Below are 13,600 nucleotides of genomic sequence, written 5' to 3' on the forward strand. Positions count from 1 at the left end.
TGATATCAGGTAGCGGGTCAAGCCGGACAATCACTGTCCGCTTCTTTTCAACTCATTCTTGTCAAAACTGTGCCCCAAATGGCTCTCTGGCGCGATTGCTATCGGATTGATTCGATGTATTGGGGGCAGTCATGTCTTCAAAAAACGCTCGAAGGCTTCGAGGGTCTTTTCGCTGACATGGTGTTCGATGCCCTCGGCATCATTCCTTGCCGTATCAGGATCGACGCCGAGGCGGCAAAGAACGGCCTCGACGATCTCATGGCGCCGGCGGGTTGCCACCGCCAGGCGGTGCCCTTCTTCAGTCAGGAACACGCCACGATAGGGGCGCTGCGTGATCAAGTTTTCCTCGGCGAGCCGCTTGAGCATTTTTGCAACCGTCGGCTGCGTTACTCCCAGTCTTTGCGCAATATCGGTCTGGCGCGCTTCGCCAGCATGCTCTATCAGATCGGCGATGAGCTCGACGTAATCCTCCATCAATTCAGTACGTCGATCGTCGCGGCTTTTCTGAAAGGCCTCGGCATGCGTCTCGATCTCGGTCGAAGAAAGACGGCTTTCCGGGGCGGCAGGCAATTTCGTCAAGGCGGCTCATCTCCCTCTTGATTAAGAGTCGTGTAATGATGTTTAGCCTCGACTATAAATAATTCAAAGACGTTATGAAACCCCGGCGGCCGATCCCGGCCAGCCGTGAAATCGAAATTCCCGTGTCTCAATTGGCTCGTCGCGCCACGCCTTCAGGCGCGCAACAGCGGCAGCAGTTGCTCACCTTGCCGCTTTATTTCCGAGAGGTATGGTGTGTCCGAAAGAACGAAATGCGTAATGCCGAGGTCGCGATACTTGCGCAGGGAGCGGGCGACATCCTCTGGCGAGCCGACCAGCCAGGTAGTGCCGGCGCCACCGCCGCCGAACCTGCCCGGCGCGGTATAGAGATTGTCGTCAAGCACGTCGCCGCGCGCGGCGAGATCGAACAGCCGTTTCTGGCCCACTGCGATCGATTGCCGGTGATCATTCCAGCCGACACCCTTATTCTCAGCCATCTCCGCGACTTTCGCCTCGGCGTCGGTCCAGGCCTGCTCCGTCGTGTCGCGCACCAGCGTCGTAATGCGCAGCCCGAATTCCAGTGGCGGCAGATCGCGATCAAGGTCTCTGCTTAATGCCTTAAGCCGGCTTATTCGCTCAGCAATGTCGGCGAGTGGCTCGCCCCAGAAAAGCTGAACATCTGCCTCCGTGGCGGAAACGCGTTCTGCAGCATCCGAAGCGCCGCCGAAATAGAGCCTGGGATGCAGACGTTCACCGCGCGGCTCGATGCGCGGCGCAGCCGTGGATTCGCTGACGCGAAAGTGTTCTCCCTCATAGGTGACATTCTCTTCGGTCCAGAGCCTGCGGCTGAGCCGCATGAATTCCTTGGTGCGACCATAGCGGTGCGCTTGATCGCCCTCGCTGTCGCCATAGGCGGCAAGATTGTCCTTGCCGGAAACGATGTTGATGCGCACCCGGCCGCCGCTCAGCTGATCCAGCGTGGCAGCAGCTGAAGCGAAGTGCGCTGGGCGCCAGTAGCCGGGGCGGATTGCGATGAGCGGCTCGAAGCTGGTGGTGCGCGCCGCAAGTGCGGCCGCGACGGTAAAGGTGTCGGGTCGGCCCCAGCCGGTGCCGATCAATGCGCCCTTCCAGCCGTGATCCTCCAGCGCCTTGGCATGGCTCGTGAGCGTTTCCAGGCTGTTGTGGTTCTCGACGGCGGAGTCGCCGCGGTGACCCGGCTTGACGTCGTTCGGGATGTACCAGAGAAATTCGCTGTTATCGCTCATGCCTGCGCCTGTCGGTCTCTCTGAATTGATTGATACGGGATTTGTGGCGAGGAGAGCCGTGGTGATCCTCGGCTCATCTCCCTTGAGTCTAAAGCTTGCCCTTCCACGGGACGAGCACGGCTTCAAGAATGCGGACGGCGGTCGAGAAGGCAAAGGCGCAGACCGCAATGATGCCGATGCCGACGAAGACGACGTCGGTGGCAAGGAACTGCGACGCCGACATGATCATGAAGCCGATGCCGCGGGTCGAAGCGATGAGTTCGGCCGCCACCAGCGTTCCCCAGCCAATGCCGAGGGCGATCCGGATGCCCGTCAGGATTTCCGGCAGCGCCGAAGGCAGGACGACGTTGAAGAAAAGCTGCAGCCGGTTCGCGCCGAGGGACCGTGCGGCATTGACCCGCTCCAGCGGCAGCGAACGCACGCCGGCTTGGGCGGACAGGCAGATCGGCGCGAACATGGCGAGCACGAGAAGGGTGATCTTCGAGGTCTCGCCGATCCCAAGCCATATGATCATCAGCGGCAGATAGGAAAGGGGCGGCAGCGGCCAATAGAATTCGATCGGCGTATCGAGAATTCCCTTTGCCCAGCGGTTGAGCCCCATCAGCAGACCGACAGGAATGCCGACCCCGATCGCGATGGCTGCGGCGACGACGATGCGGAACAGGCTTGCCAATACATGTTCGGAAAGTGAAGCGCCGGCATAACCATCGCGGTAGACGACGCCGATCTGCGTCAGCACTTCATCGGGGCGAGGCAGGAAGAGGTGTGACACCAGACCGAGCTTTGCGACGAGCCACCACAATGCGAGGCAGACGATCGCAGTCGCGATGCTGATGGCGATGGTGGGTTTCTCGCCAACGCCGAAACTCGGGACGCGAACCAGCTTCGGTTGCGCTTCCCTTTGAGGAACGGTAATCGGGCGCGTTTCGATGATGTCACTCATGCCACGCTCCTGATGTTCTCGGCGCTGTGGAGAATAGCGCGAATTTCTTCCCGAAGGCTGCTGAATTCAGGCGACGAGACGATCGCCTTCGTATCGCCGCTGGCGGCAAAGCGATGTACGAAATCGAGTTCGAAACGCGCAACGACACGCCCGGGCCTCGGAGACATGACGAGAACCTCGGTTCCGAGAAAAAGCGCCTCCTCGATCGAATGGGTGATGAAGAAGATGCGCTTGTCGGTTCTAGCCCAGACGGAAACCAGCAGCTCCTGCATCTGCTCGCGCGTCAGGCTGTCGAGAGCGCCGAATGGTTCGTCCATCAGCAGGATATCGGGATCGGTGGCAAGTGCCCGGGCAATGCCGACGCGCTGGCGCATGCCGCCCGACAACTCATAGGGCAGAGCATTGGCAAAGTCGGTCAAACCGACAAGCCGTAGCAGTTCCGATGCGCGATCCCGGCGTTCCCGTTTACCCAGTCCGGCAAATTGCAGGCCGAGAGCCACATTGTCGATCACGGATTTCCATGGCAGCAGCGAATCCTTCTGGAAGACGACGCCGCGATCGGCGCCGGGACCGGAAACAGGCCTGCCGTCGAGCGTGATCTTTCCCTCTGAAAGCGGCAGGAAACCGGCGATCGCATTGAGCAGGGTGGATTTGCCGCAACCGGATGCGCCGAGTGCGACCACGATGCCGCGTTCGGGAATGTCGAAGGAAACGCGGTCAAGCGCGTGAACGGTTCTGCCGTCACGCGCTGCAAAGAAGACGCTTGCATGGTCGACTTGAAGCATGGGCTCTCTCGATATTGCGACGCCGGCGCGACAAGCGCGCCGACGCCAGGGAGGATCAGTTGCTTGCGCTGACGAGCGCGTCGGCGGTGACGAATGCGCCGTAATTCGGCAGGACTTCGGAGACTTTCCCCTGGCTCTTCAGGAAGGCTGCCGTGTCCTTGAGGATTTTTGCCGCGCCGGATTGATCGCCGCCACCGAGCCAGGCCGCCGATGCCTGCACGTCGGGTGTCAGCAGAGTGAGGTTCTTGAGCGCTGCCGCCTGCTGCTCTGCAGTACCGCCCAGAAGCTTGGCGAGCGCCTTGGCGTTGTCGCTGTCCGGTCCCCAGGCGGCCTTGTCGGCGGCAAACGAGGCGTAGTATTTGTTGATCACCGAGGCATAGGCCTTCAGGAATTGCGGATTGTCTGCTGCGAATTTCGAGGTTGCGACCCAGGCGGAAAATGTTGGAGCGCCCTTGTCGGCGACGTCCTTGGACGTCACCAGCACCTTGCCGTTCTTCTTCAGTTCGGTGAGTGCCGGGTCCCAGACGAAGCCGCCGTCGATATCACCGCGATTGTAGCTTGCGACGATTTCAGGCTGCGGGACAGCAAAGACCTGTACGTCCTTTTCGCTCAGGCCAAGGGACTTGATCAGGGCGAGCAGCTGATAATGGTCAGTGGAAACGGGTGCCGCCGCGAGTTTCTTGCCCTTCAGATCGGCGAGTGTGTTGATGCCGGAGCCATTGCGCACCACCAGAGCTTCATCGACGCCCGAGATGGACGAGAGGTAAAAGGCCTTCACCTCGAGTCCGCGTGAAGCAGCAGCGGCAAACGGGCTCGAGCCGACATAACCGATCTGGACGTCGCCGGATGCGATGGCGGCGAAGATCTCTGCTCCCGAATTGAACTTGCGGAAGTCGATCTCATAGCCCGTCTCCTTTGCGAAATCGCCATTGGCGATCGCGACAGAGGAGGGCAGGGCATCCGTCTGATAGGCGACGACGACCTTCTTGTCGGCAGCGGCCGCGCCGGCCGCCATGGAAATGCTGGCGAGACCCAAGACGGCCACAGCGATCAGTGTGTTGAATTTCATGACTAGTCCCCTTGGCCGGATCAGATTTTCCGGCGGTTCCCTGAATGGAATGCACAGAGCCTAGCGAAATCGGGGGCAGGATCGATAGAAATAGCAAACTATTTTTATAGACTATAATAGGAATTGTTTGTCTAAATGGACGAAGACGACAAGACTAGCATCTTTCCGCCGGAGCGAAGCCGACATGGATATCGACGCTCAGGAACGCGTCAAAATCCTGAACTCTGCTCGAGAGCGGTCATTCCCATAGCAAAGCGAAAGCCTGCCGGCCTAACTGGTGCTTTCGCGCTCGTTGAGATCGATCTGGCCTTTTTCCGCCAGGATCGGCAGGGCGATATTATGCTGCGCCTCATTCATTTCCTGCACCGTGACGAGCGTTCCTCCCCGTTCGAGGGCGGCTGCATAGGCGGCACGTTGCTCCTCGTGAAAGAAGATGCCCGTCAACGCATCCAAAAAGCCCATGTGATCGGTCGGTGAGGTGTCTGGCCGGTTGCCCGGTGTCATGGTGATCGCGTCCTTCGGGATACCGGCTTCCATCAACGCCTGGGCTGCAGCTTCCGCGTCATATTCGTCGTCGAAGAATGCGGTTAATGCAAAGGAGCCGGTTTTACGTTCGCTATTCATGGCGGGTTCTCCGTTCTCGTGGTCTCATTGTCTTAACGAGCACCATGGGAGGGGGTTCCCACGTGATGAGCATCCCGCATGGAACAAACAGAAGGACGATTAGTTGATCGTCATAGAATCTGGAACCATAGCGAGCCCCCAATGCTCGATAGATTTCCTTCGGCCGGCGCAGGCCCGTCGCTCAGCTATGAGCATGCCGATGCAGAGACACTTGATGAGCTGCATGAGGATGCTCGATCCTGCACACGCTGCGATCTCTATCGCAACGCCACTCATCTCGTGTTCGGCGAAGGGCCGGCCCAGGCCGACATCGTGCTGGTCGGTGAACAGCCGGGCGACAAGGAGGATGTGGCCGGCCGGCCTTTTGTCGGACCGGCCGGCCGGCTTCTTGATGAATGCCTTGAGGAAGCGGGCGTGGATCGGGACCGTTGTTATGTCACCAACGCCGTGAAGCATTTCAAATATCAGATGCGCGGCAAGAAACGACTGCATGCCAGGCCCAATGCCGGCGAGGTGCAGCGCTGTGCCTGGTGGCTGGGAGCAGAACTCGAATTGCTAAAGCCGAAGCTGGTCGTCGCACTTGGGGCGACGGCTGTATCCTCGCTACTCGGCTCGAAAGTCAGGGTCATGCGCGACCGCGGCCAGATCCTGCATCCGTCGGGAAAACTCGATGTCCTGGTGACCATTCATCCCTCGGCGCTTCTGCGGATCAGGGAGGCGGAAGAGAGGGAAAAGAACAAGCTCACCTTCATTCGGGATCTCAAAAAGATCCGGAGTTTTGTGCGGCACTGACCATTTTCTCCAGACACAACCCGCAGAACAGCAAGCAAAGGTCATGTTATGGCTGACAATCAACCTAATATTGCGGAAACCAAGCCGGATCGGCTGAAACAGCAACCTGTTGATGACGCCGGCCGCGAAAATGATGCACCGGCTGAAAAGCGCGCATCCTTCATTCGCCGTCATGCCCTCTCCATTCTGCTCGGCATCGTCGTGTTGCTCGCACTGATCGTAGCCGCATGGTTCGTCTGGAAGATCTATTTCTATCCCTATGAGTCGACGGATGATGCCTTTGTCGATGCGCGCAGCTTTTCGGTTGCTGCCAAAGTATCCGGCTATGTTGCCGAGGTTCCGGTGACCGATAACCAGTCCGTCAAAGCCGGCGATGTCATCTTGATGATCGATCCGCGTGACTATCAGATCGCGCTCGATCAGGCGAACGGGCAGGTAGAGGTGGCAAAGGCCTCGGTCGACAGCGCCGGCGCGCAGATCGAGGCGGCGAGCGCCGCCGTCGACGTCGCCAGGGCGCAACAGAATTCCGCCACCGCCGCTCTGCAATTTGCACAGCAGGAATCCAATCGCCAGCAGCAACTGGTCAAGACCGGCTCCGGCAGCGTGCAGGCCGTGCAACAGGCTACGGCAACCCTGCAGCAGGATCAGGCAAGTCTTGCCCAGATGCAGGCGAATATTACCTCGGCGCTGAAGAACAAAGCCGTTGCCGAAGCGCAGAAATCCAGTGCGCTCGCAAGCCTCAAGCAGGCGCAGGCACAGGCCGAAGAAGCGCAGCAGAACCTTAGTTACACGACGATCACGGCGGCTCAGCCGGGGCGCATCGTACGTCTTGCCGGCGCCAAGGGGCAGTATGTGGAGGCAGGGCAGGCAATCTCGACATTCGTTCCCGATGAGGTCTGGATCACGGCGAACTTCAAGGAGACGCAGCTCACCGACATGCGGCCGGGCCAGCCGGTGGACATCACGATCGATGCCTATCCCAATCACACGCTCCACGGAAAGGTGGCCTCGGTTCAGCCGGGCTCTGGCACTGCCTTTTCGCTGTTGCCAGCAGAAAACGCGACCGGCAATTACGTCAAGGTCACGCAGCGCGTGCCGGTCAAGATTATCGTCGACAGATGGCCCGATGATGTTGCAATCGGCCCCGGCATGTCCGTGGTGCCGACAGTGACGGTACACCCGAGGAGCTGAGCGAGATGAGCGGTGCAGGCGCAGCGGCGGGCGGAAGAGAAGCATCATCCGCGCAAGTCACGAATCCCTGGCTGATAGCCATGGTGGTGTCGCTGGCAACCTTCATGGAAGTGCTCGACACCACGATTGCCAACGTGGCGCTGCGCTACATTTCAGGCGGCCTTGCCGTCAGCTCCGACGAAGCCTCCTGGGTGGTCACGACCTATCTCGTTTCCAACGCCATCGTGCTGGTTGCCAGCAGCTATTTCGCCGAACGGTTCGGACGCCGTCGGTTCTATCTCCTATGCCTGGTGACATTCACGATCGCTTCCGTTCTGTGCGGTCTATCGTGGAATCTCCAGGCGCTGTTGATTTTCCGCGTTATACAGGGTTTTGCCGGCGGCGGCATGGTGCCGACCTCACAGGCGATCCTTGCCGATGCCTTCCCGCCGGCAAAACGTGGTCAGGCTTTTGCGCTCTTCGGTGTCGCCGTGGTCGTCGCGCCGGTCATCGGACCGACCTTAGGCGGTTATCTCTCCGACAACCTCTCCTGGCACTGGTGCTTCCTCATCAATGGTCCCGTCGGCATATTCGCCTTCGTGCTCGTCTATGTGCTGTTGAAGGAGACTCCGAAAACGAGGAATATGCGCGAGGAATTCCGCCGGAAGGGCGTGCGTTTCGATCTCATCGGCTTTCTGCTGGTGGCAACCTTTCTCGGCTCTCTGGAACTCATCCTGGATCGGGGGCAGACCGATGACTGGTTCGGCTCCGACTTCATCATCGTCATGGTAGTCATATGCATTCTCGCCTTCCTGGCGGCCATACCGTGGGTTCTGACTAAGGCTAACCCGATCATCGACGGGTGGCTGCTCGGCACCCGGCAATTCGGTTCCTGTTTCATCGTGATGATGGCAACCGGCGCAATCCTGATTGCGACGACGCAGTTCATCCCTGAGGTCGTGCAGCAGAACTACGGATATACGGCGACCTGGGCTGGGCTCGCACTTTCGCCAGGCGGGCTTGTGACCATGGTCATGATGTTCGTTGCCGGCCGGGTGAATTCCTTGGTTCAGCCGAAGTATCTGATCGCCATAGGTGCGGCGATCATTGCGATGTCCATGTGGCAGCTGACGCGGCTCTATCCCGGCCTGAACTTCGGCTTCTTCGTCTGGTCTCGTCTCTATATCGGGCTCGGCCTGCCGCTGATCTTCATCCCCATCACCTCTGCCTCCTACTACGGTTTGAGGCCTGAACAGACCAATCAGGCGTCGGCCATGATCAATGCTGCGCGCAACATCGGCGGCTCCATCGGCGTTTGTATCGCGTCAAATGTCCTGGCGCATCGGGAGCAGTGGCACCAGAGCCGCCTGGTGGAGCATGTCACGCCTCCCTCACCGGCCTATCAGGAGACACTGCGAACCATGACGCGTTATTTTGCCGAGAAAGGTGCAACCATGGCGGATGCCCAGGCGCAGGCGACGGCCTGGATAGGGCAGCAGGTGCAGACCCAGGCGAGCTTCCTCGCCTATATCGATGTATTCCATGTGCTGATGCTGGTCGTGCTCTGCGCCATTCCGCTTGCGCTGATCCTGAGCAATGTCGATCTCAAGGAGGGTGGCGGCGGCGGCATACATTGAGTACTGTAACGATCGATCCTCCCGCAGGTGGACGGTTGGCTCATTAGGTCATTCGCCGCAACAATGCGATGAGGGCGTCAGTGTTGTCATGGGTCTCAAGCGAGAGCAAATGCTTGTCCGCGAGCTCAGCAATCGCCAAGGCGACTTCACGCTCCGACCATCCCGCCAGGATCGCGGCACTCAGCAACTCTCGAAAAGCGGCTTGCAGCGCGTCCTGGCAGCGGATGTCCCGGTCGGGATCATCATCGGTCACGAATGGTCGTGCGATATCGGGCATAGGTAAAAGGTGAACTGATTTGCGGGTTTTGGCAATCTATTGCGTTCAATCGCTCTCGATTGCGCCCTCTTTGCGTCGTGAGAGGCGTAACAGCCGGTCAAAATGAACGGTGATCCGCGGGGTTTAACGGCTCGACGCTGTGCTCTCCTCTGAGCAGGCGTAGTCTCAACAGGCGTTCGATCTCGTCATTGGAACCTGCATCTGCACCCATCCACCGATTTTGGTCGCTGCTGATTTTTTCCGCATCCGGGGAAAGAAAAAGAAAGCTGTTTCTTAAATAACTTAAAATCTATGTTTTTTATAGACTATAGCGCTCCATGATCGGCATTGGGCGCAAACATGGATGAACGGCATGACTTATCTTCTCAGTCTTCTTGACAAGAGCCCGATCGAACAGGGGCTTAGCGCCACCGATGCGCTCGGCGCCACGGCTCGCTTGGCCATCCGGGCCGAGGAACTCGGCTATCATCGCTTCTGGGTTGCCGAGCATCACAATATGGCGAATCTCGCAAGTTCGGCTCCGGAAGTCCTGATCGCTCATCTTCTTGCCCGGACTTCGAGGATCCGTGTCGGTTCCGGCGGCGTCATGCTGCAGCATTACAGCGCCTATAAGGTCGCAGAAACTTTCAATCTCCTGGCGTCGCTGGCGCCGGGACGCGTCGATCTGGGTGTAGGCAAGGCGCCGGGCGGTTTCCCGCTCTCCACCCGCGCATTGCAGCGTGCCTTCGATCCTGAGAAGAAGCCGGACTTCGCCGAGCAGCTTTCCGACATCAACACCTATCTCGCGGCCGACCCTCATTCCGTTGGCGCGCTGGCGACGCCTTTTCCGCCGCGTGCGCCGGAGCGCTTCCTCCTTGGCGCCAGCGTGGAGAGCGCGAAGCTCGCCGCGGAGAAGGGCTGGCGGCTGGTGTTTGCCGGCCATCTGAACGGCGATCCGGAAAATCTGCGCAATACCTTCGAGGCCTACGGGAATGCGACGGGCGGCAAGGTGCCGATCCTGGCGCTCGCAGCCTTTGCTGCCGAAAGCGAAGCCCATGCCCGTGAGCGCGTTGGGCAACTGCGCATCGTCAAGCTCTTCCTGCCCAACGGCCAGAGCGTCAATGTCGGCACGCAGGAGCAGGCGGCGGAATTTGCGCGGCAGGCCGGCTTCTCGGAGTTCCGGACCGAAGAGAAGGTGCCGAGCGTGTTGCATGGCACGGCGGCGCAGATCCGCGGCGAGCTCGACGCGCTTCATCGCCGCTACGGCGTCGAGGAGTTCGTGCTCGACACGCCGGCGCTGACGGCGGCCGAACGCCTCAACTCCATAGAATTGCTCGCCAAAGAGCGCCTTTCCCTTGTTGCCTGAACGGCCTGTCCCAGGAGGATCATCATGGCTCAAAAACACGTTACCTTCGGTATCATGCTGCAAGGCCCTGGCGGCCACATGAATGCCTGGAAGCATCCGAGCGTTCCGGCCGATGCCAGCACCAATCTGAACTTCTTCGTCAAGACAGCCCGCAAGGCCGAAGAGGCCGGTATCGCCTTCGCTTTCGTCGCGGACGGACTCTATATCAACGAGCAGTCGATCCCGCATTTCCTCAATCGCTTCGAGCCGCTGACCATCCTGTCGGCACTTGCCGCCTTTACGACGAAGCTCGGCCTCGTGGGCACGGTTTCGACATCCTATAGCGATCCCTTCACCATCGCCCGGCAATTTGCCTCGCTCGATCTCATCAGCGGGGGCCGCGCCGGCTGGAATGCCGTGACGTCTCCGCTCGAAGGCTCTGGCCGCAACTATAGCCGCGAACATCCCGAGCACGAGCTGCGATACGAGATTGCCGACGAGTATCTCGATGCGATCAAGGGGTTATGGGATTCCTGGGATGACGATGCCTTCGTGCGCGACCGTGAAAGCGGTGTTTATGCCGACAAATCCAAGCTACACCGCCTGAATCACAAAGGCCGGTTCTTCCGCATCGAAGGCCCTCTCAATATCGGCCGCTCCAAGCAGGGGCAGCCGGTGGTGTTCCAGGCCGGTGCCTCCGATTCCGGTATCCGGCTAGCGGGCAAGCACGCCGATGCCGTCTTCACCAATGGCGGACCGCTGGAAGACGCGAAGACCTTCTATAAGCAGGTGAAGCAGAGCGCGATCGCACATGGCCGCAGTGCCGCGGATGTCGGCATCTTCCCGGGCATCGGGCCGATCGTCGGCGCGACGCAGGAGGAGGCGGAGGCCAAGTACCAGGCGATCCGCAATCTCGTCACCATCGAGGAGGCACTGGCCTATCTCGGCCGCTTCTTCGATCACCACGATTTCAGCGCCCATCCTCTGGATGAGCCGTTCCCCGATCTCGGCGATATCGGCCGCAACAACTTCCGTGCCACGACCGACCGCATCAAGAAGACCGCGCGGGAGAAGGGGCTCACCTTGCGTGAGGTGGCGCTCGATGCTGCCACGCCGCGAACCTCCTTCATCGGCACGGCCGAGCACATCGCCAATGAGATCATCCGCTGGGTGGATGAAGAAGGCGCGGATGGCTTCATCCTCGGTTTCCCGGTGATCGGTGAAGGCTTCGACGACTTCTCCAGGCATGTCCTGCCGATCCTGACCGAGCGCGGCTATTTCGACCCGGCGTTGAAGGGGGAGACGCTGCGAGATCATCTGGGCTTGCCGTATCGCGAGAGCCGTTACGCGACAGAGGCTTCGAACATTACACCCGCAAAGGCCGTCGGCGCCTGAGCCAGGACGATCATCATGAACGCTATCATCAAGCCCGCTTTGGTCACCGATCAAATCGAAACAGGGATTGCCGCCTACCTCGACGAGATCATCGCGCTGAGACATGACCTGCATCAATATCCCGAACTCGCCTTTCAGGAGCACCGCACATCCAAGAAGGTCGCTTCGTTGCTTGCCGACTGGGGTTACGAGGTAGCAACGGGCATAGCCGGGACCGGCGTCGTCGCAACCCTTAAGCGGGGCGATGGGCAGCGCAGCCTGGGCATCCGTGCCGATATGGATGCGCTGCCCATTGAAGAAGCAACCGGGCTTGACTATGCCAGCAGCAATCCCGGCGTCATGCACGCCTGCGGCCACGACGGACATACATCGATCCTGCTCGCTGCTGCTCGTTACCTTGCAGAAAGCGCCAATTTCAGCGGCACGCTGCGGTTGATCTTCCAGCCGGCCGAGGAAATTGGCGCCGGCGCGCGCAAGATGCTCTCGGAAGGACTTTTCGATCGGTTTCCGGTCGATGCGGTCTTCGGACTGCACAATTGGCCCGGCGTGCCGACGGGGCAGTTCGGTTTTGTTGCCGGCCCGGCGATGGCTTCCGTCGACAAGGCGGTCATCAACATCGTCGGAAAGGGCGGACATGGTGCCGAGCCGCATCGTGCCGTCGATCCGGTGTTGGCTTCGGCTTCATTCATTACTGCTCTGCAAAGCGTCGTCTCGCGCAATATCGATCCTCAGGAAATGGCGGTCGCAACGGTCGGCTCCATTCATGCCGGTTCGGCTTCGAACGTCATCCCGGAAAGCGTGGAGATGAAGCTGACCATGCGCGCCTACAATGAGACCGTCCGAGCCAGATTGCAGGAGCGAATTCCCGCACTGGCGCGCGCGCAGGCGGAGAGCTTCGGCGCTGTGGCTGAAGTCGATTACCGTCTCGGTTTTCCTGCACTCGTCAATCATGCCGAAGAGACAGAATTCGCCCGCAATGTTGCCATGCAGGCGCTTGGAAGTGCTGCCGTCGAGGCGGATTTCCGGCCGCGGACGGCGAGCGAAGACTTTGCTTTCCTGCTGCAGGCCAAGCCCGGGAGCTACCTCTTTGTCGGCAATGGCGACAGCGCACCGCTGCATAGCGCCCGCTACGATTTCAACGACGCCATCATCGCGCCGGCAGCCCGCTACTGGGTGCGGCTCGCCGAAGCTTTCCTCGCGAATGACAACGGGTGACGAACGACATGAGCGACACGTTTCTTTATACGACCACATTGGACCCGCGCGCCAAGCCGCTGATCGACGAGCTGATCCATGAGTACGACAGCCGGTACGGCAACTATTTCAATGCTGAAGGGGCGATTGCCGAACTCAACCGCTATCCGCCGGAGGCCTTCGCGCCGCCGCAGGGCAATTTTCTGCTCTTGCTCCGAAACGGGGAGACGATCGGCGGTGGCGCTTTCAAGCACTATGACGACCAAACCGCCGAATTCAAACGGATTTGGACGCGGCGCGATCTTCGTCGTCAGGGATTGGCGCGTAGGCTTCTGGTCGAACTGGAGGCCCAGGCGGCGCGACAGGGCTATCGTCGCATCTACCTGACGACAGGCTTTCGCCAACCCGAGGCGGTCGGTCTTTATCTCAACAACGGCTACACAGCCCTGTTCGATACCTCCGTCGATCCGGAAGTCTACAAGAGCCTGCCTTTCGAGAAGGATATCAGCCATTTGGCTCTGGCCTATATCGCCGAAACCTCGGGCTCGCAGCAACGCTTGGCGGCCGCCGGCCGGTAACGCATGGCGG

General features: G+C 59.9%; 14 protein-coding genes. 7 read left to right on the top strand and 7 right to left on the bottom strand.

Features of this window, described 5'->3' with window-relative positions:
* Positions 1 to 129 precede the first annotated feature (129 nt).
* From mntR to AC13QY_RS04095, 6 genes are all read right to left on the bottom strand, one after another.
* Positions 130 to 579: a manganese-binding transcriptional regulator MntR gene (gene mntR / locus AC13QY_RS04070; RefSeq protein WP_069614474.1), complete on the bottom strand. Its 450-nt coding sequence runs from the start codon at positions 577 to 579 to the stop codon at positions 130 to 132.
* 152 nt (positions 580 to 731) lie between these two features.
* Complete coding sequence (locus tag AC13QY_RS04075; RefSeq protein WP_113353709.1) at positions 732 to 1,802, bottom strand: LLM class flavin-dependent oxidoreductase; 1,071 nt, start codon at positions 1,800 to 1,802, stop codon at positions 732 to 734.
* Positions 1,803 to 1,890: 88 nt separating this feature from the next.
* A complete protein-coding gene (locus AC13QY_RS04080) occupies positions 1,891 to 2,745 on the bottom strand; it encodes an ABC transporter permease subunit (protein ID WP_113353710.1) in 855 nt (284 codons plus the stop codon).
* A complete protein-coding gene (locus AC13QY_RS04085; RefSeq protein ID WP_113353711.1) occupies positions 2,742 to 3,530 on the bottom strand; it encodes a taurine ABC transporter ATP-binding protein in 789 nt (262 codons plus the stop codon). Before AC13QY_RS04085 ends, AC13QY_RS04080 begins: the two co-directional genes overlap by 4 nt.
* Before the next feature lie 55 nt (positions 3,531 to 3,585).
* A complete protein-coding gene (gene tauA, locus AC13QY_RS04090) occupies positions 3,586 to 4,545 on the bottom strand; it encodes a taurine ABC transporter substrate-binding protein (protein WP_442966488.1) in 960 nt (319 codons plus the stop codon).
* Positions 4,546 to 4,869: 324 nt separating this feature from the next.
* Complete coding sequence (locus AC13QY_RS04095) at positions 4,870 to 5,223, bottom strand: hypothetical protein (RefSeq protein WP_113332394.1); 354 nt, start codon at positions 5,221 to 5,223, stop codon at positions 4,870 to 4,872.
* 141 nt (positions 5,224 to 5,364) lie between these two features.
* Here AC13QY_RS04095 and AC13QY_RS04100 point away from each other — a divergent pair, with 141 nt between their 5' ends.
* From AC13QY_RS04100 to AC13QY_RS04110, 3 genes are read left to right on the top strand one after another with little or no spacing between them, the layout of a single operon-like run.
* Positions 5,365 to 6,015 (top strand): UdgX family uracil-DNA binding protein, encoded by a 651-nt coding sequence (locus AC13QY_RS04100; RefSeq protein WP_113353714.1) that lies wholly within the window; start codon positions 5,365 to 5,367, stop codon positions 6,013 to 6,015.
* Between the two features lie 48 nt (positions 6,016 to 6,063).
* Positions 6,064 to 7,206, top strand: coding sequence for an HlyD family secretion protein (locus tag AC13QY_RS04105; RefSeq protein ID WP_113353715.1), 1,143 nt, complete (start codon positions 6,064 to 6,066; stop codon positions 7,204 to 7,206).
* A gap of 5 nt (positions 7,207 to 7,211) precedes the next feature.
* On the top strand, positions 7,212 to 8,822 hold the full coding sequence (locus AC13QY_RS04110) for a DHA2 family efflux MFS transporter permease subunit (protein ID WP_113353716.1): 1,611 nt from the start codon (positions 7,212 to 7,214) through the stop codon (positions 8,820 to 8,822).
* 43 nt (positions 8,823 to 8,865) lie between these two features.
* Here AC13QY_RS04110 and AC13QY_RS04115 read toward each other — a convergent pair whose 3' ends face one another.
* Positions 8,866 to 9,075 carry a hypothetical protein gene (locus tag AC13QY_RS04115; RefSeq protein ID WP_233789861.1) on the bottom strand — a complete coding sequence of 70 codons (210 nt, stop codon included), beginning with the start codon at positions 9,073 to 9,075 and terminating at the stop codon, positions 8,866 to 8,868.
* A gap of 376 nt (positions 9,076 to 9,451) precedes the next feature.
* On the opposite strand from AC13QY_RS04115, the gene AC13QY_RS04120 reads away from it, so the two are divergent.
* Genes AC13QY_RS04120 through AC13QY_RS04135 form a run of 4 tightly spaced genes read left to right on the top strand, consistent with a single transcriptional unit; the run spans position 9,452 to position 13,590 of the window.
* Complete coding sequence (locus tag AC13QY_RS04120) at positions 9,452 to 10,444, top strand: LLM class flavin-dependent oxidoreductase (RefSeq protein WP_113353734.1); 993 nt, start codon at positions 9,452 to 9,454, stop codon at positions 10,442 to 10,444.
* A 24-nt stretch (positions 10,445 to 10,468) separates the two neighbouring features.
* Positions 10,469 to 11,818 carry an LLM class flavin-dependent oxidoreductase gene (locus AC13QY_RS04125; protein ID WP_145634107.1) on the top strand — a complete coding sequence of 450 codons (1,350 nt, stop codon included), beginning with the start codon at positions 10,469 to 10,471 and terminating at the stop codon, positions 11,816 to 11,818.
* A gap of 15 nt (positions 11,819 to 11,833) precedes the next feature.
* Positions 11,834 to 13,033, top strand: a complete 1,200-nt coding sequence (locus tag AC13QY_RS04130) for a M20 aminoacylase family protein (RefSeq protein ID WP_113353719.1) — start codon at positions 11,834 to 11,836, stop codon at positions 13,031 to 13,033.
* Positions 13,034 to 13,041: 8 nt separating this feature from the next.
* Positions 13,042 to 13,590 carry a GNAT family N-acetyltransferase gene (locus AC13QY_RS04135; RefSeq protein WP_113353720.1) on the top strand — a complete coding sequence of 183 codons (549 nt, stop codon included), beginning with the start codon at positions 13,042 to 13,044 and terminating at the stop codon, positions 13,588 to 13,590.
* Positions 13,591 to 13,600: the final 10 nt, after the last annotated feature.

It is taken from the genome of Martinezella sp. CNPSo 3795, assembly GCF_057784475.1.